The following is a 16,918-nucleotide window of genomic DNA, read 5'->3' on the forward strand; positions in this document are numbered from 1 at the left end:
GTTGGTGTTGGATGAAGCCGTCAGGCGGCCGTCTTCGCTTCGCTCTGGGCTTCAATCACGCCCATTATGTCGCTTTCCTTCATGATCAGGAAGTCTTCCCCATCGAGCCGGATCTCAGTGCCCGACCACTTGCCGAACAGGATGCGATCACCCGCCTTGACGTCGAGTTCGATCAGCTTGCCATTTTCATCGCGGCGGCCAGCACCGACAGCAATGACTTCGCCCTCGCTTGGCTTTTCTTTGGCAGTGTCCGGGATGATGATGCCACCAGCCGTCTTTTCCTCGGCTTCAAGGCGACGCACGAGAATTCGATCGTGCAATGGACGGAACGTCATATCGTTCTCCTCAAGGACAAACAATTGTTGAGAGGTTCCACCGCTCCGGCCGGATGTCCGGAACGGGGCGCGGCCCTTCAGGCACCGCGCTATCGAGCTAGGGGTCTCGAAACGCTCTTTCAAGAGGCTCGGCACAAATTTTTGGCACTCACACTCACGCGCTGCTAGTGCCATGTTTTTGAACGATAAATTTAGCTCATTCGACTTGAAAATGCAGGTACTTGAGGCATGATCTGAACACGCAGATGACGCTTCATGGAGGTATCATATGCCCAATCAGGTCAGCCACGAATTTCGCAAACAGCTGGATGGTTACGGACTGACGACTGCAGAGATCCATTACCACATGCCGGATCATCCAAGTTTGCTGCAGCTATATGTCTGGCAGGAATATGATCTGGCACCCCATTTTCCAGAGCTGCGGGGTTTCCTGGGATTCTGGACCAAAAATCTCGAGGGTGCCCTCCACTCCGTACGCGTCGCGCATCATCAATTGATCAAGCCCTCGGAGTGGAAAGCCGTCGAGGGCATTTTCACCTTGCATTAGCGCCAGCGCTAAAGCGGAGATCGTGCCCACCCTTCAAAATCCTGGTGCAATAAAGCCCGACCAACGCGCCGAACATTTCGCGCCATTGCCGGTTGTGGAGGTAGCGCATACGGCGATGAAGGCAGGACATGACACGCGAAGGCATCCCCACCGGCAATCCGGCTGGCAACGACAAGCAGCGTGATCCTTGGGAAAAGCGTCATAAGAACGATGGAAGGGGGCCTCTGGCTGAAAATCCTACCGGAGTTCCGGACCGTGACGCCGCTCTGCCTGAGGGCACCGCGGGCGAGGCAGCTCCCTTAACCGGCGACGGATTCCAGGTCCGCACCGAAACAGTGCATCCCAGTTTCCCCGATCAGGCCCCAGCGGAGCAAGAGAGTACTGATGCTCCGGCAGGCTCAAAAAAATGAATGTCGGAGGCTCCCAATGAGCCGGGTCGTCTACGGCGCGATCGCCGGACTTTGCGCCACAATGGCAATGACCGCGACGATGCGCGCACTGCACTCGACGCTGCATCATCAGGATCGCTATCCACTGCCTCCGCGTGAAATCACGGAAACTTTGCTGCCCGTTTCGCAGCGATCCGCTGCCCTCGCCACCATCATCTCGCACTTTGCTTATGGGGCGGCGGCAGGAGCAATATTTGGTGCTTTGCCGCGCAGCACATCGGGACTTGTGTTCGGCCCTTCTGTCTGGCTGGCAAGCTATCTTGGCTGGATCCCGGGTGCCGCGATCCTGAAGCCTGCAACCCAGCACCCGCATCAGCGAAACGCGCTGATGATGGCGGCGCATCTAGTGTGGGGCGGCTGCCTCGCCTGGGGGATAAGAGAACTCGAGGCCTCCGCTGCATCAGCCTTCTCTTCCGGCCCATTGAAGGATCGACAGGAAGGACGTCTGCAATGAGTATCGAGTTCCCATCTTTCAGCAATGTTTTCTGGCTCGATGCGGCTCAGCCTCTACACGCGTATCCTGCTCTCGACGGCCCTCTTTCCGTGGATGTAGCGATAATAGGGGGCGGCATGGCGGGTCTGCACTGCGCTTGGTACTTGCGTAACCGAGGGCTGAGGGTCGCACTGTTCGAAGGCTCCAGGATCGGCACCCAGGCAACCGGGCGGTCAACGGCCAAGATCACCTCACAGCATGGCCTTAGCTACCAGACAATCACACAGAAATTTGGTGCGGATCACGCGGCTCTCCATGCGCATCACAATCAAATGGCTGTCCAGCATATACGCCAGATCGCCCAGTCAATCGGGCCGGCAGCGGCGCATGAGGTGCGCGATGCCTACGTCTATGCGACCACCGACGAGGAGGTCGAACAGCTGGAACGCGAGGCGGCGGCTGCGAGACAGGCGGGCATCAAGGCCGAGATCGTTGATCAGGTGCCTTTGCCATTAAAGGCGTTGGGAGCACTCCGATTTCCGGCCCAAGGGCAATTCGATCCTTTTGGATATCTTCAGGGATTGGCCGACCTCATAAGCGAAAAGATCCAGATCTTTGAGGAAAGTCGGGTGACCTCCATCGACTACGGCCAGCCGTGTGTCTTGACGATAAATGGGCAGGAGGTGAGGGCAGCGCATGTGGTCGTCACGACCCAACAGCCGATCATCTCCCAAGGGCACTTCTTCGCCAAGGCCTTCCCCTTCGCACATGTCGTGGCGGCGGCCCCTATGCCCGCCCGACTGGATATCAATGGCATGTTCATCAATATCTCCGAGCCAAGGCGCTCACTTCGTACCACTCGCTTTGAGGACGAACGATACCTGATCGTATCAGGTGCTGAGTTTCGACCGGGAGAACCAGACGAACTTTATGAGGCGATCGACGATCTGAGGAGGCTTCTCAAGGATAGCTTTGGGATCCGTGAACCCACCCATCTTTGGACCAACGAGGATTTCCGACCAATGGACGGCGCTGCGTTTATCGGTGCCGCGGACAGCAATCATCCGCGTCTGCTGATCGCGACAGGGTTTGCCGCGTGGGGTATCACTCAGGGAGCGGTAGCCGGAGACATCCTCGCCAGTTGCGTCCTGGGTGAAGAGCATCCCGCCCTGCCTCTGTACGATGCAACCCGCCATAAGCCGATTGCGGGCGGAGCGCAGTTCGTCAAGGAAAACGTGAAGGCGGGAATTCATCTCTTGGGCGACCGCATACTAGGTCGAAAGACTGTTGATCTGACCGCCATAGGACCTGGCGAGGGCGCGGTCGTCGCGCATGGTGGTGAAAAGCTTGCGGTGAGGCGCGATCCTTCCGGTGAGGTTGTGGCACTGAGTGCGATCTGCACGCATATGGGCTGCGTCGTTGATTGGAACGCGGTAGATCGCACTTGGGATTGTCCCTGTCACGGATCACGCTTCGATCAGGCTGGAGATGTGCTGACCGGTCCGGCCCGGGAGCCACTACAGCCACGGACCGTCCACATCGAGGTAACCGACGACGTCTCGGACTAGAGATCCTCGATTGAAAGTGAGCCGGCCAGTAAGGGGAGGGCAGCTCGCGACCCTGCCGCGTAGTCACTTGTTCCCGGTCCATCACCAAGGGGAAGGAATAGGAAATAGCATCTGAGCGCAGTTCGACTTATGGCTGGCTGATGATCGGTTTCGCTCTCGGCGGTTTCTTTGACGGGATCCTCCTTCACCAGATCCTGCAATGGCATCACCTTTTGTCAGGGCTCGACGATCCGGCTGCGTCCGATCTCCGGTTTCAGATACTGATGGACGGGCTATTCCACCTTTTGATGTATCTCCTTGCCCTGCTCGGCATCCTGCTTGTGCTGCGGCGCAGACAGAACGGGCTTCGACCCGATGGCTGGCAGATATTCAGGCTCTCCCTTCTCGGCTTCAGCACCTGGCACATCACAGATGCAGTTCTGTCATACTGGTTGCTCGGCATTCACCGGATCCGCATGGACAGCGCCCAGCCAATTGTCTGGGATGTCGCGTGGCTCATCATGTTCGGGATCCTCCCGCTCCTTATCGCTCTACGCCTGCCTCGGCTCGGCGGCCCGGCATCTTTCGCGCCTTCCATTCTCGTCACAGCCTTGGCAACCGGTTTGATGGCAGGCTTTGGCCCTGCCCTTTCCAACCCCAACGAGACGATTGTGGTCTTCCGCGGAAGCATTTCCGAGGAAGCCAAGATGAGGGCGGTTCTTCGCGCTGGTGCCGATCTACGCTGGAGTGATCCCAGCGGCAGCATCTGGGGCGTCAGCGGCATCTCCTTTGCAAGCATTCTCAATCTTTATCTCGATGGTGCCGCGCTCGTCAGCACAACGCCGATGGTTGCCGGTTGCCTTCGCTGGACCCAAAAAAGCTAGGCGCGTGCTCCACCGCTAGTTTCGCTGGCACCTCTTGCTACCCGTCGAAGATGATGGTCTTAGAGCTCTACAAGATCAGCTGACCAGCCGGGGATATCCGCCGATGAGCGTTTCCGCCCTTTTTGACAGTTCCGCGCCAACGCCTCAGCCGCAAGAACTTACCATCCGCCGGCCTGACGACTGGCACGTCCATGTGCGCGACGGCGAAATGATGAAGGCTGTACTGCCGTTCACCGTCGCTCAGTTTGCACGCGGCATCATCATGCCGAACCTGACGCCGCCGGTCACAACTGTTGCCGCTGCGATCGCCTATCGCGAACGCATTCTGGCAGCGCTCCCTGAAGGGGCGGACTTCACCCCGTTGATGACGTGCTACCTTACCGACAACACCGATCCGGACGAGATTGAGCGTGGCTACCGCGACGGCGTCTGGCTTGCTGCCAAGCTCTATCCGGCAGGCGCAACCACCAACGCGCATTTCGGCGTCACGGATATTGCAGCTTTGGCACCTGTGCTGGAGCGAATGGAGCAGATCGGGATGGCCGTCCTGGTACATGGCGAGGCAGTCGATCCGGATGTTGACATTTTTGACCGCGAAGCCGTCTTCATGGAGCAGAGCCTGCTCCCGCTCCTCAAGCGCCATCCCGGCCTCAAAGTCGTCATCGAGCACGCAACAACTGCGGAGACCCTCGATATTGTTCGCGAGCACAGCTCGCGTGCGGCCTGCACAATCACCGCGCATCACCTGGTCATCAACCGCACCTCCATCTTCCAGGGTGGCCTTCGTCCGCACCTTTACTGCCTTCCTGTCGCCAAGCGCGAACGGCACAGAATTGCACTGCGCAAAGCTGCCACATCGGGCGAAAGTTGCTTCATGCTTGGCACGGACACAGCGCCGCATCCGCGCGCGAGCAAGCAAGCCGAATGCTGCTCAGCCGGTATTTTCAGCGGTGCCACCGCGTTGCAGACTTACGTCCAGGTGTTCGATGAGGAAGGCGCGCTCGACAAGTTCGAAGCCTTCGCCTCACTGAATGGCCCCCGCTTCCATGGCATCGTTCCTAATGAGGGAACCATCACCCTAGTTAAGAAGCCATCTATGGCGCTGGCTTCGGTAGCGGTAGATGGCGAGGATGTTGTGGTGTTCCAAGGCGGGCAAATGCTTCCCTGGTCGATCGCCTAAACCAGTTCGACACTGTATTTTTCGGCTAACCGACAGTTCAAAGTTGTCTTGAGAGCAATAAACGGAAAAATCACGCAGCGTAATTGAATAAACACTTAACTTATCTATGGCCCTATCCGTGAGCAGGAACACTCAAGGGGGGGTTGCCTTGATCCGCGTATTTTCCTGCCTGGCCGATGAACACGATCATTCGTTTGTTCTGGTAGCTGCATTGGTCTGTCTCGCCGGCTCGGCGATCACCCTGCAGCTCTACGACCGGGCAAGGCGTCGCGATACCGATCGCGTCATTTGGACTATTTTGTCAGGTATCGCAGGTGGGACTGCTATTTGGAGCACGCACTTCGTCGGCATGCTCGGTTTCAACCCGCCCGTGGATCATGCATATGAGCCCGTACTTACGCTCACCTCTTTGGCAGCCGCAATCCTCTTTACAATCTCTGGGCTCCACATCGCGATCTCGTCCACCAACGCTCCTGGCTTCGCAATCGGCGGTGCGCTTATTGGGGTCGGCATCTGCGTCATGCATTTCCTCGGCATGGCCGGGCTGACAGTCGCGGGCACAATTGAGTACGATCCCGTGCTGGTGCTGCTTTCTCTCTGCTTTGCTGTGGGGTTCAGTTCCCTTGCCCTCGTCAAAACAACCTATGCCCGCAATGAACGTGGCAAATGGATCGGCTTTGGAGCGCTGGTCCTTGCAATCTGCACGATGCATTTCACAGCCATGGGTTCGGCCACGTTTCTCCCTGGGCCGGATACTGCGCTGGTAGCGCACTCCGTATCGAGCGAGTTGCTGGCCATCACCGTCGTCGCCGCAATCTCGGTCGCTACTGGAATTGCGATCTACGTGCTGGATGTGCGCTCTCACCAGGATATGGTCGAGACATATCGGCATGCGTCACTTCACGATCCGCTAACCGGCCTGCCAAATCGTGGGCATCTGGCAACATTGCTCCCCGAAGTTCTGCACGCGGCCGAGCGGGCGCGGGAACGTGTCGGCCTGCTTGTGCTCGACCTGGACCGCTTCAAGCAGATCAATGATGTCCACGGACACCTTACCGGCGACGAGATGCTGCGGCATGTATCTGCGTCGATGATGCAGGCGCTTGAGCCAAACGAACTCCTCGCACGCCTCGGCGGCGACGAGTTCGTGACAATCCGATCCGGCAATCCGACGAACCAAGAGCTGAACGAACTCGCGGCTCGTTTAAGTCGTTCGGTCTCAACGCCGCTTCCGCACACGCGCCATCATTTGTCGGTCGGTGCCAGCATCGGCATCGCGATTTTTCCCGACCACGCACAAAGAGCGGAGGAACTTCTCGCCGCCGCCGACCTTGCGATGTACCGCTCGAAGGCGATGCGAGGTCGCGATCCGATGCTCTATGATCCGTTACTCGACGAGGCGAACCGCGAAAAATCCTGCCTGGGTTTCGAGTTGCAACGGGCGCTCGCTCGCGATGAATTCGACCTGTATTACCAGCCGCTTGTCGACACCGCGACGCGTAATGTGATCGCTTTGGAGGCACTGCTACGGTGGCGCCACCCGACCCGCGGCTTGTTGCAGCCTGGACAGTTTCTCCCAGTCGCCGAAAGGCACGGCCTGATGCTGGAAATCGGCAATTGGGCTCTCCAACGAGCTTGCGCTGATGCTGTAAAATGGCCGGCTGACCTGAGAGTGTCCGTCAATATCGCTGCAGCGCAGATCCTGGGGCAGGATCTGCCAACTATCGTCTCCACCACCCTTGAGCGAACTGGTCTTCCTGCTGACCGGCTTGAGATAGAGATCACCGAGGACTGCATCACCGGAGATCCGGTTCGAGCGCTGGAGGTGGTCCGTCGTTTGAAAGCTCAAGGCACAACGATCGCCATGGACGATTACGGAACAGGGTATTCGTCGCTCGCGAATTTGCGGATTTTTCCCTTCGACAAATTGAAGATCGACCGCGCGTTTGTGATGGATGTCACCGAAAATCACATCTCCAGCGCCATCGTGAAGTCGACGGTCGCACTTGCGCGGGACCTTGGTATTCAGGTGACTGCAGAGGGCGTCGAACGCGAAGAGCATTTTCTCTTTCTGCAGTCCATTGGATGCACCAGTGCGCAGGGATATCTGTTCGGAAAGCCTGCACAGCTCAGCAGCCTGGATGTGATTCAGCGAGAGACGGCGGCTGGGGCCAATCCTGTTGCAGCCCGGCGCGGCATCCTGGCATTTGCTAAGGCTCGCTAATCCTCACAGCTTGATCGGGAGCATACGAATAAGCCGGCGTTTCCGCCGGCTCTCCAACACGTGGTCGTCACACCACCTACCAGGTGCCAACATTCTCCATCGAGACCCACGGCTCGGCTGGCTCGAGTGATCCACCGCGATGCAGCAGTTCAATGGAAATCCCGTCAGGTGACTTGATAAAAGCCATTCGACCATCACGGGGAGGGCGGTTGATGGTGACGCCTCGATCCATCAGCATCTGGCAATACTCGTAGATATTCTCGACCTCGTAGGCGAGGTGACCGAAGTTCCTGCCTCCGGTATATTCCTCGGGATCCCAATTGTAGGTGAGTTCAACAGTCGGCGCTCCGCCAGAACGCGTAGCTTCGACATCATCCGGCGCAGCAAGGAAGACAAGGGTGAACCGCCCCGCCTCGTGATCCATGCGTCGCACTTCGACCAGGCCCATGATGTCGCGGTAGAACTCGAGCGACTTGTCGAGATCGGTGACGCGCACCATCGTGTGTAAATATTTCATCGTGAGAACCCTTCCACGTAAAGCCACTTGAAGGCTGTCCTCACCAGAATATAAGTCGCAACACCTAAGAACCAGCCTGGGATATCAATGTCCTGTGGCTTAACGCGCGATGGAGAACGGCTGGAACGAAAGCATTAACCAGACCCGCGTTATTCCGCCTCTCGGCTACCTCCAATCACAGGAAAGTCAGTGCCGCGCCCTCACGAATCCGTTGACAATATTGCGGTGCACACTTATCAACCAACCGGTTGGTTACTATTGGAAACAGCATGTCACGCCCCAGAACGATCGACCAAAGTCAAATACTTGACGCCGCGGAGGCGGTGGTCGCCAGGGATGGTGCGGCGCGCCTGACCCTTGATGCCGTTGCTATAGCGGCCGGTATCAGCAAGGCGAGCGTGATCTACGACTACAAATCCAAACAGGCTCTGATCCGGGCGGTGATTGAACGCCGCGTTTCTGAAGAGCAGGAAAAGCTGCGCCTTGCAACGGAGAAGCTTGGTACAGGAACCGATGTACACCTTCGCGCGCGGATTAACGTCATCAGCGACAATGCGAGAGATTTGCCGGAGGCAGTGGCCTTCAATCTTCTTTCGGCGATGGCGCAGGATGCGGATCTGCGCAGCCTCATGAATGATACCTACCGCGCCGAGCTGGAGGCGATCCTCGAGAGTTCGACCAACAAGCGCGCGGCAATTGTCGCTTTTCTTGCACTTGAAGGAGTACGGTGTCTGGAAGTTCTCGGCTTCGTCCGTTGGCCGGACGACAAACGTGCCGAGATCATGCGCGATATTGAGGGTCTGATTTCAGAGAAAATTCCTGTCAGACCGCCGAGGGACCTGTCTCCCGTCCCCGTCAAAAACTGACATTCCGCTTCAAACCATTTCCATTTTTCATACGCCAACCAGGTCCGAATCCATGAAGGCTTTTTCACGTCCAGTCCAACTGGCAGGTTCGCTGTTGTTACTTTTGTCGGTCGCAGCCTGCGGTGAATCCGAGGGCAGTTCGGCAGCAGCTCCCGCCATGCCGCCAGCTGCGGTCAGCTTTGTCGAAGCGAAGCCGGAACCGATTGCAGTAACGAACGAGCTTCCGGGCCGTGTCGCTCCCGTGCGCATCGCCGAAGTCCGACCACGAGTGTCGGGGATAATCACAGAGCGCGTGTTCGAACAGGGCAGCATGGTCTCGGAGGGCGACGTGCTTTACCGCATCGATCCCGAACCGTTCCGCGTTCAGGTCGAAAGCGCCAAGGCGACGCTTCTGCGTGCCGAGGCCTCCCAGCTCCTTGCCAAACAGCAGGCTGATCGTCAGCAGGAGCTGCGTGAGCGCAAAATTGCGAGCGACCAGCAGCGAGACAGCGCAGTGGCGATGCTGGCGCAGGCCAACGCCGATGTAGCCGCCGCCAAGGCCGGCCTTGACGCCGCACAGCTCAACCTCGAATACGCTGAGGTGAAAGCGCCGATCGCGGGCCGAATTGGCAGGGCAATGGTCACCGAAGGTGCCTTGGTCAGCAGCAGCGTGAGCCTGGCTACCGTTCAGCAGATCGATCCGGTTTACATCGATTTCACCCAGTCATCCTCCGACCTCATGCGTCTGCGCCAGGCGCTGGAAGCTGGAGTTCTCAACAGCCCAGCTCCCGGTGAAGCCAAAGTGAAGATCCTGATGGACGACGGCAGCGCTTACGAGCATCCGGGGACGTTGCTGTTCTCCGAAGCCACGGTCGACCCAACCACCGGGCAGATTACGCTGCGTGCCGAGGTTCCTAACCCTGACGGCCATCTTCTGCCCGGCCTATACGTTCGCATCCTCATCGAACAGGGAGTTGAAAACGCTGCCATCGCAGTACCTCAGCAGGCAATTCAGCGCGACGCCGGCGGCAACTCTTTCGTTTACGTCGTCAATGGTGAGAACATTCCTGAGGTGCGGCAGATCCGAACGGGCCGCAACATCGGCGACCGTGCGGTGATCGATCACGGAATCGCTGAAGGCGACAAGGTTGTCGTGGAAGGCTTCCAGAAGATGCGTCCCGGCGCGCCGGTTGCCCCGCAGGAGTGGAACGCGACGCCCCAAACCTCAGCTACGGCTGAAGACGCCAACGAGGGATAAGCCCAGATGGCACAATTTTTTATTGGCCGACCCATCTTCGCATGGGTCGTCGCAATCTTCATCATGCTCGGCGGTATCATCGCGATCCCGATGCTGCCGGTCGCGCAATATCCCAACGTCGCGCCGCCACAGATCAGCGTCTACGCGACATATCCGGGTGCCTCTCCTGAGGAAATCTATCAGAGCGTCACCCGCCTGATCGAAGACGAGCTCAACAGCGTCAACGACCTGATCTATTTCGAATCGACCTCGGACTCGTCTGGTCTCGTCAATATTACCTCGACCTTCGAGCCCGGGACCGATCCGAGCCAGGCTTCGGTGGACGTGCAGAACGCGATCAAGCGCGTCGAGCCTCGCCTGCCGGAAATCGTTCTGAATCAGGGCGTTTATGTTCAGGAAGCCGGTGCCGGTTTCTTGATGATGGTCGGTCTCATTTCCAGCGATGGCTCGGTCGACCAGATCGGACTTGGCGACTATCTCAACCGCAACGTTGCGGGTGAGCTGCGCCGTATCGAGGGCGTCGGCCGTGCGCAGGTATTCGCTTCGCAGCGAGCCATGCGTATCTGGATCGACCCCGACAAGATGGTCGGCCTGAACCTGACCACTGATGATGTCATCGGAGCGATCCGCCAGCAGAACGCGCAGGTGGCAGCAGGCCGCATCGGCGCGCAGCCTAACCCGATCGACCAGCAGACCACGGCAACCGTTCTGGTACGGGGTCAGCTATCGTCGCCTGAAGAGTTCGGGCGCATCATTCTGCGCGCAAACCCCGACGGCTCCACCGTCCGCCTTTCGGACGTTGCCAAACTCGAAGTTGGTGCGGAGACCTACAATTTCGGCACCCGCATCAATGGCAAGCCGGCAGCCGGTATCGGCATTCAGCTATCGCCGACTGCGAACGCCATGGCGACCTCGGAAGCCGTGCGCGCCAAGATGGCAGAGCTTGAGCCGTATTTCCCGGCAGGCGTCGAATACGTCATTCCATATGACACCTCGCCGTTCGTAAAGGTGTCGATCGAAAAGGTGATCGTGACGCTGATCGAGGCGATCATCCTTGTGTTCGCGGTGATGTTCCTGTTCTTGCAGAACTTCCGCTACACGATCATCCCGACGCTTGTTGTGCCAGTCGCACTGCTCGGCACCTGTGCGGCAATGCTCATCACCGGCTTCTCGATCAACGTTCTGACGATGTTCGCGATGGTTCTGGCCATCGGCATCCTCGTCGACGACGCCATCGTCGTTGTCGAGAACGTCGAGCGCATCATGGCGGAGGAAGGCCTTCCTCCGCGGGAAGCCACCCGCAAGGCTATGACGCAGATCTCCGGCGCCATCATCGGCATCACGATGGTGTTGACGGCGGTGTTTGTGCCGATGGCGTTCTTCCCCGGTGCGGTTGGTGTTATCTACCAGCAGTTCAGCCTGACCATGGTCGTCTCGATCATGTTCTCCGGCTTCCTCGCGCTGTCTCTGACCCCTGCACTGTGCGCCACCTTCCTCAAGCCGCTGAAGGCCGGTCACCACGAAAAGCGTGGTTTCTTCGGCTGGTTCAACCGCGTATTCGATCGCACCACCCGTCGCTATGAGGGTATGACCCGCTTCGTCTCGAACCGCGCCGGCCGCTTCATGGTCATCTACGGTGCGTTGCTGGTTGGTATGGGCTGGCTGTTCCTGCAGCTGCCATCATCGTTCTTGCCGAACGAGGACCAGGGCTTCGTCATTGTTGATATTCAGGCCCCGGCGGAAGCGAGCAGCAACCGTACCCGTAATGTCATCGACCAGATCGAAGCGATGACCAACAATGAGGACGCGATCACCAACAGCGCGTTCATCAACGGCTTCTCGTTCTCGGGTGCTGGTGAAAATGCGGGCCTCGCCTTCCTCACCTTCTCCGATTGGGAAGAGCGCGACGACAATAATTCCGCGACCGCTATCGCAAACCGTCTGAACGGGCAGCTCTTCCAGTTGAAGGACGCGATGTCATTTGCGCTGTCGCCTCCGCCGATTCAGGGTCTCGGTACATCAGACGGTTTTGCGTTCCGTCTGCAGGACCGTGCCGGGCTCGGACAAGAAGCCTTGTCGGCAGCAGCCGGTCAGCTGATGGCTCTTGCCAATGAAAGCCCGATAGTCGGTGGCCTGCGCATCGAAGGCATGCCCGACATGGCGCAGATCAACCTGATCATCGACCGTGAAAAGGCGAATGCGTTCGGCGTGTCCTTCGCCTCGATCAACTCGACGATCTCGGCGGCAATCGGCTCCAGCTATGTCAACGACTTCCCGAATCTGGGACGCATGCAGCGGGTGACCATCCAGGCGTTGCAGGACAAGCGAATGCAGACTGAGGATCTGCTGAACCTCAACGTTCGCAACGTCCACGGCGGGATGGTGCCGATTTCCACCTTCGCCAAGATCGATTGGCGCAAGGGCCCAGCGCAGGTCGTCGGCTACAATGGCTATCCGTCGATCCGCATCAGTGGCTCGGCAGCTCCCGGCTACTCTTCGGGTGCAGCGATCGCTGAGATGGAACGTCTCGTAGAGCAACTGCCAAACGGCTTTGGCTATGAGTGGACCGGACAGTCACTGCAGGAAATCCAGTCGGGCTCGCAAGCACCTCTGCTGGTTGGCCTGACAATCATCGTCATCTTCCTGCTGCTGGCAGCCCTCTACGAAAGCTGGGCGATCCCGCTGTCGGTGATGCTGGTGGTGCCGCTCGGCGTGATCGGCTCGGTGATCGCCGTCACCTGGGCGGGAATGCCGAACGACGTCTACTTCAAGGTCGGCCTGATCACCATTATCGGCCTTTCGGCAAAGAACGCGATCCTGATCATCGAGTTCGCCAAGGATCTATACGAGGACGGCATGCCTCTGCTCGACGCGACCGTTGAGGCCGCCAAGCTGCGCTTCCGCCCGATCCTGATGACCTCGCTTGCGTTCACTCTCGGCGTCGTTCCGCTTGCGATTGCCAGCGGCGCCAGTGCCGCCAGCCAGAACGCCATCGGCACCGCCGTGCTGGGTGGCATGATTTCCGCCACGGTACTCGCCGTGTTCTTCGTTCCGGTGTTCTTCGTCTTCGTGATGAAGCTCTTCGGAAAAAAGCCGCGCTCCGGCCTTGAGAAGCCCTCAGCCGACAACAGCTTGGCTGCTGCCGAGTAACGATGGGTGGTTAAACACTTCGATCGCCGCGGGACATGACGTTCCGCGGCGATTTCTGTTTGTGCCATCCAACTGCTTCCAAGTCCTGGGCACCGAACATTAGATTGAGGTATCAACCGGCTCAACGCGACGCTAACACTGGAGCGTTGCAGGGGAGGTGCCTTGGTCTACGATTTCATCATCATCGGCGGTGGTATCGTCGGTCTCGCGACAGCAATAGCTCTCCAGAGCGAGGCGCCAGGCGCGAAGCTGTTGTTGCTGGAAAAAGAAACCGACTTCGCCCGTCACCAGACCGGCCACAATAGCGGCGTGATTCATGCGGGGATCTATTACCAGCCCGGATCGCTGAAGGCGAAGCTATGCAAGGAAGGCGCGGAGGCGACGAAGCAATTTTGCCGAGACCACCACATACCCTTCGAGACATGCGGCAAGCTTCTCGTCGCTACAAATGAGGCGGAAGTCTACCGGATGGAGGCGCTGGAAGAGCGCGCCGTCCAGAACGGCATCCAATTCTCCCGCTTGTCCAAGGCTGAACTTCGGAAGGTCGAACCCGCCATAGCTGGTCTTGGCGCATTGCATGTCCCAGCGACCGGCATCGTCGACTACGCGCAAATTTGCCGCGCCATGGCGATCAAAATCCGTGAACAAGGCGGCGATATACGCCTCGGCACCGCGGTCACCGCCATTTCCGAAACCGCAACACAAGTGAGCGTGGTCACTCCGGAAGAGAGGATTACCGCACGGAAGCTGATAAGCTGTGCCGGCCTGCAATCCGACCGCGTCCTTCGTATGGCAGGACTTCGTCCGGATTTCCGTATCGTCCCTTTCCGCGGTGAATACTTCACACTGCGACCCAGCAAGGCGAACATCGTCCGCCACTTGATCTATCCCATCCCGGACCCGGACCTCCCGTTCCTTGGGATTCACCTGACCCGCATGATTGACGGCTCAATCACGGTCGGCCCCAATGCGGTCCTGGGATTTGCACGCGAAGGCTACGAAAAGGGAAGCGTGAATTTTCAGGATGTAGCTGACTTCGCAAGATTTTCCGGCTTCTGGAAGATGGCGAAGAGCCATATCCGCTCAGGCATCATCGAAATGCGCAACTCGCTGTCGCGCAGGCACTATCTTGAAGAATGCCGAAAATATTGCCCCGAACTTACCCTTGCTGACCTGGGCACACCGGGAGCAGGCATAAGAGCGCAGGCGGTGATGGAAGATGGCAGCCTTGTCCATGACTTCCTGTTTCGCCAGAGCGACCACTGCCTACATGTCTGCAACGCGCCATCTCCAGCGGCCACATCATCGATCCCGATTGGCAAGATGATCGTGGAGCGCCTGCTCAATACAGCTTGATCATCATGGTCATTGATCCCGTTTTACAGGACGTGAAGTTCGTCCTACACACATCTGAGCAGCATTGCCTGAAAGGACTTTGTGACCCATGTCGACCACTCCGAACTCTCCCGAAGCCCGCGACGTCGCCTATCATCTGCATGCCTACACCAATGCCAAGAAGCATGAAGAAGTCGGCCCGCTCCTGATCGACCGGGGCGAGGGGGTCTATGTCTACGACAACCACGGCAAGCGCTATCTGGAAGCCATGTCGGGACTGTGGAGCGTCGGGCTGGGCTTTTCGGAGAAGCGGCTCGTCGAGGCCGCAACCCGCCAGATGGAGCGGCTGCCCTACTACCACACCTTTACCCACAAGGGGCACAACCCCGTTGCCGACCTGGCCGAGAAGCTGGTCACGATGGCACCGGTGCCGATGAGTAAGGCGTTCTTCACCAATTCCGGCTCTGAGGCAATCGACACCGCCCTCAAGATGATCTGGTATCGTTCGAACGCGCTCGGCAAACCAGAAAAGAAGAAAATCATCGTCCGCAACCGCGCCTATCACGGCGTGACCATCGCTGCTGCCGCGCTCACCAGCCTTCCCGCCAACCACAATTCATTCGATCTGATCGTTCCGGACGTTATTCGCCTGACGGCACCGCACTTCTATCGTGAAGGAAAGCCGGGTGAGACAGAGGAACAATTTGCAACGCGCCTTGCCGAAGAACTCGACGCAGCAATTCAGGCGGCGGGTCCCGACACAGTCGCGGCCATGTTCGCCGAGCCTTTGCAGGGTGCGGGCGGTGTGATCGTTCCGCCAGCCACTTATTGGGAAAAGATCCAGGCGGTTCTCGCCAAATACGACATCCTGCTCGTGGCTGACGAGGTCATTTGCGGATTTGGCCGCACTGGCAGCATGTTCGGATGCGAAACGTTCAACCTCAAACCGGACATGATGGCGCTGTCGAAGCAGATCTCATCATCCTATATCCCGGCGTCAGCGCTGCTCATCAATAAGCGCGTCTATGGGCCAATCCGCGAGCGGTCCGGCGAGATCGGCACGTTCGGCCACGGTTTCACCGCAGGCGGTCATCCGGTCGCCTCTGCGGTGTCGCTCGAGACCATCCGCATCATCGAGGAGGATGGTCTCGTTGAGCGGGCAGGCGAGGTCGGCGCTAAACTGCAGGCCGGTCTGCGTTCGCTGGCGGATCATCCGCTCGTTGGCGAAGTGCGTGGCATGGCGCTGATCGCAGCGATCGAGCTTGTCACCGACAAAGAAGCCAAGACTGCCCTTCCAACGCCAGGCCAGCTGGGGGCGATGGTGAATGCTAATTTGCAGGAAGCAGGCATCATCAGCCGCGCGATGGTAGATGCACTGGCCTTCTGCCCTCCTCTCATCATCACTGAGGCTCAAGTCGAAGAACTCGTTGCCGGTGTCCGTGCTGCTCTCGACAAGACCTACAAGGAGCTCGGAGCTTAGAGGACAGCGATTTTAGCTAGACAGGGGGAGGGGGCGGCTCGACCTTCTCCTCTCCTCGCTTCATCTCGCGAGCCGGGTTTCCGACCAGGACCATCTCGTTTCCAAAGCTTTTGGTCACGTTGGCACCCATGCCGACGAGGCTGCGCGGCCCGATCGTGACGTTGTTCTTGATCGTGCTGCCGCTGCCGACATAGCAACTGGCGCCAATATGGACGTGACCGGCGATAATTACACCGGCGCCAATTATCGAGTAATCTTCAACAACGCTGTCATGATGGATGACCGTATTAGGCAAAATCAGAACATGATTGCCGATACGAGCGTTTGACGGGATCACGACCCCAGGCAACACAACCACTCCGTTCCCAAGCACAGCTTGCCGGGAAACATAGGCACGCGGATGCAGGATCGTTGAAAATCGCCCGGTAGCGATACCAAAACCATCTATGATTTGCTGGCGCTTTGCGAAACTTTTCTCAGATCCGATCAACGCCACAGCTTGGGCCTGCGGGAACTTCGCCAGCGCCGTGCGCGACAAGATCGGGATACCTTCTATCGATTGTCCCTGCCGCGTTTCATCATCATCGATGAACCCGACAACCTCATGCTCGGCCTGCAGCGCATCGAGTGCATCAAGTGCATTGCCGCTTGCTCCGAGGACGACAAGCTGAGTTTGAGACACATCATTCTCCGGCGATCAGGGCCCTTGAGAGGGTGAACGTGACATATGCGGC

14 protein-coding genes are annotated in these 16,918 nt (G+C 58.4%); 11 read left to right on the top strand and 3 right to left on the bottom strand.

Going from position 1 to position 16,918, the window contains the following annotated elements:
• Positions 1–20: 20 nt before the first annotated feature.
• Complete coding sequence (gene groES / locus IOD40_RS13690; protein WP_198477160.1) at positions 21–335, bottom strand: co-chaperone GroES; 315 nt, start codon at positions 333–335, stop codon at positions 21–23.
• A 268-nt stretch (positions 336–603) separates the two neighbouring features.
• On the opposite strand from groES, the gene IOD40_RS13695 reads away from it, so the two are divergent.
• The 6 genes from IOD40_RS13695 to IOD40_RS13720 all read left to right on the top strand — a co-directional run bounded on the left by IOD40_RS13695 (position 604) and on the right by IOD40_RS13720 (position 7,599).
• On the top strand, positions 604–882 hold the full coding sequence (locus IOD40_RS13695) for an usg protein (RefSeq protein WP_198477162.1): 279 nt from the start codon (positions 604–606) through the stop codon (positions 880–882).
• 426 nt (positions 883–1,308) lie between these two features.
• Positions 1,309–1,785, top strand: coding sequence for a hypothetical protein (locus IOD40_RS13700; protein WP_198477164.1), 477 nt, complete (start codon positions 1,309–1,311; stop codon positions 1,783–1,785).
• Positions 1,782–3,332, top strand: coding sequence for an FAD-dependent oxidoreductase (locus IOD40_RS13705; protein WP_198477165.1), 1,551 nt, complete (start codon positions 1,782–1,784; stop codon positions 3,330–3,332). The genes IOD40_RS13700 and IOD40_RS13705 overlap by 4 nt, the downstream gene beginning before the upstream one ends.
• A gap of 140 nt (positions 3,333–3,472) precedes the next feature.
• Positions 3,473–4,195 carry a DUF2243 domain-containing protein gene (locus IOD40_RS13710; RefSeq protein ID WP_198477166.1) on the top strand — a complete coding sequence of 241 codons (723 nt, stop codon included), beginning with the start codon at positions 3,473–3,475 and terminating at the stop codon, positions 4,193–4,195.
• Positions 4,196–4,298: 103 nt separating this feature from the next.
• On the top strand, positions 4,299–5,375 hold the full coding sequence (gene pyrC / locus IOD40_RS13715; RefSeq protein ID WP_198477167.1) for a dihydroorotase: 1,077 nt from the start codon (positions 4,299–4,301) through the stop codon (positions 5,373–5,375).
• Positions 5,376–5,493: 118 nt separating this feature from the next.
• Positions 5,494–7,599, top strand: a complete 2,106-nt coding sequence (locus IOD40_RS13720) for a putative bifunctional diguanylate cyclase/phosphodiesterase (protein ID WP_210336918.1) — start codon at positions 5,494–5,496, stop codon at positions 7,597–7,599.
• A 76-nt stretch (positions 7,600–7,675) separates the two neighbouring features.
• On the opposite strand, the gene IOD40_RS13725 is transcribed toward IOD40_RS13720, so the two are convergent.
• Entirely contained in the window at positions 7,676–8,116 is a 441-nt protein-coding gene (locus IOD40_RS13725; protein ID WP_198477169.1) for a VOC family protein, read from the bottom strand.
• Positions 8,117–8,385: 269 nt separating this feature from the next.
• Between IOD40_RS13725 and IOD40_RS13730 the strand changes: the two genes are divergently transcribed.
• The 5 genes from IOD40_RS13730 to IOD40_RS13750 all read left to right on the top strand — a co-directional run bounded on the left by IOD40_RS13730 (position 8,386) and on the right by IOD40_RS13750 (position 16,184).
• Positions 8,386–8,982 carry a TetR/AcrR family transcriptional regulator gene (locus IOD40_RS13730; protein ID WP_198477170.1) on the top strand — a complete coding sequence of 199 codons (597 nt, stop codon included), beginning with the start codon at positions 8,386–8,388 and terminating at the stop codon, positions 8,980–8,982.
• 52 nt (positions 8,983–9,034) lie between these two features.
• Entirely contained in the window at positions 9,035–10,219 is a 1,185-nt protein-coding gene (locus IOD40_RS13735) for an efflux RND transporter periplasmic adaptor subunit (protein WP_198477172.1), read from the top strand.
• Positions 10,220–10,225: 6 nt separating this feature from the next.
• On the top strand, positions 10,226–13,369 hold the full coding sequence (locus tag IOD40_RS13740; RefSeq protein ID WP_198477174.1) for an efflux RND transporter permease subunit: 3,144 nt from the start codon (positions 10,226–10,228) through the stop codon (positions 13,367–13,369).
• A gap of 162 nt (positions 13,370–13,531) precedes the next feature.
• A complete protein-coding gene (lhgO, locus tag IOD40_RS13745) occupies positions 13,532–14,725 on the top strand; it encodes an L-2-hydroxyglutarate oxidase (protein ID WP_198477176.1) in 1,194 nt (397 codons plus the stop codon).
• 88 nt (positions 14,726–14,813) lie between these two features.
• Positions 14,814–16,184, top strand: a complete 1,371-nt coding sequence (locus tag IOD40_RS13750) for an aspartate aminotransferase family protein (protein WP_198477178.1) — start codon at positions 14,814–14,816, stop codon at positions 16,182–16,184.
• A gap of 16 nt (positions 16,185–16,200) precedes the next feature.
• Here IOD40_RS13750 and IOD40_RS13755 read toward each other — a convergent pair whose 3' ends face one another.
• Entirely contained in the window at positions 16,201–16,866 is a 666-nt protein-coding gene (locus IOD40_RS13755; RefSeq protein ID WP_198477186.1) for a NeuD/PglB/VioB family sugar acetyltransferase, read from the bottom strand.
• Between the last annotated feature and the right edge of the window lie 52 nt (positions 16,867–16,918).

It is taken from the genome of Aquamicrobium zhengzhouense (assembly GCF_016124105.1).
GTDB lineage: Bacteria > Pseudomonadota > Alphaproteobacteria > Rhizobiales > Rhizobiaceae > Aerobium > Aerobium zhengzhouense.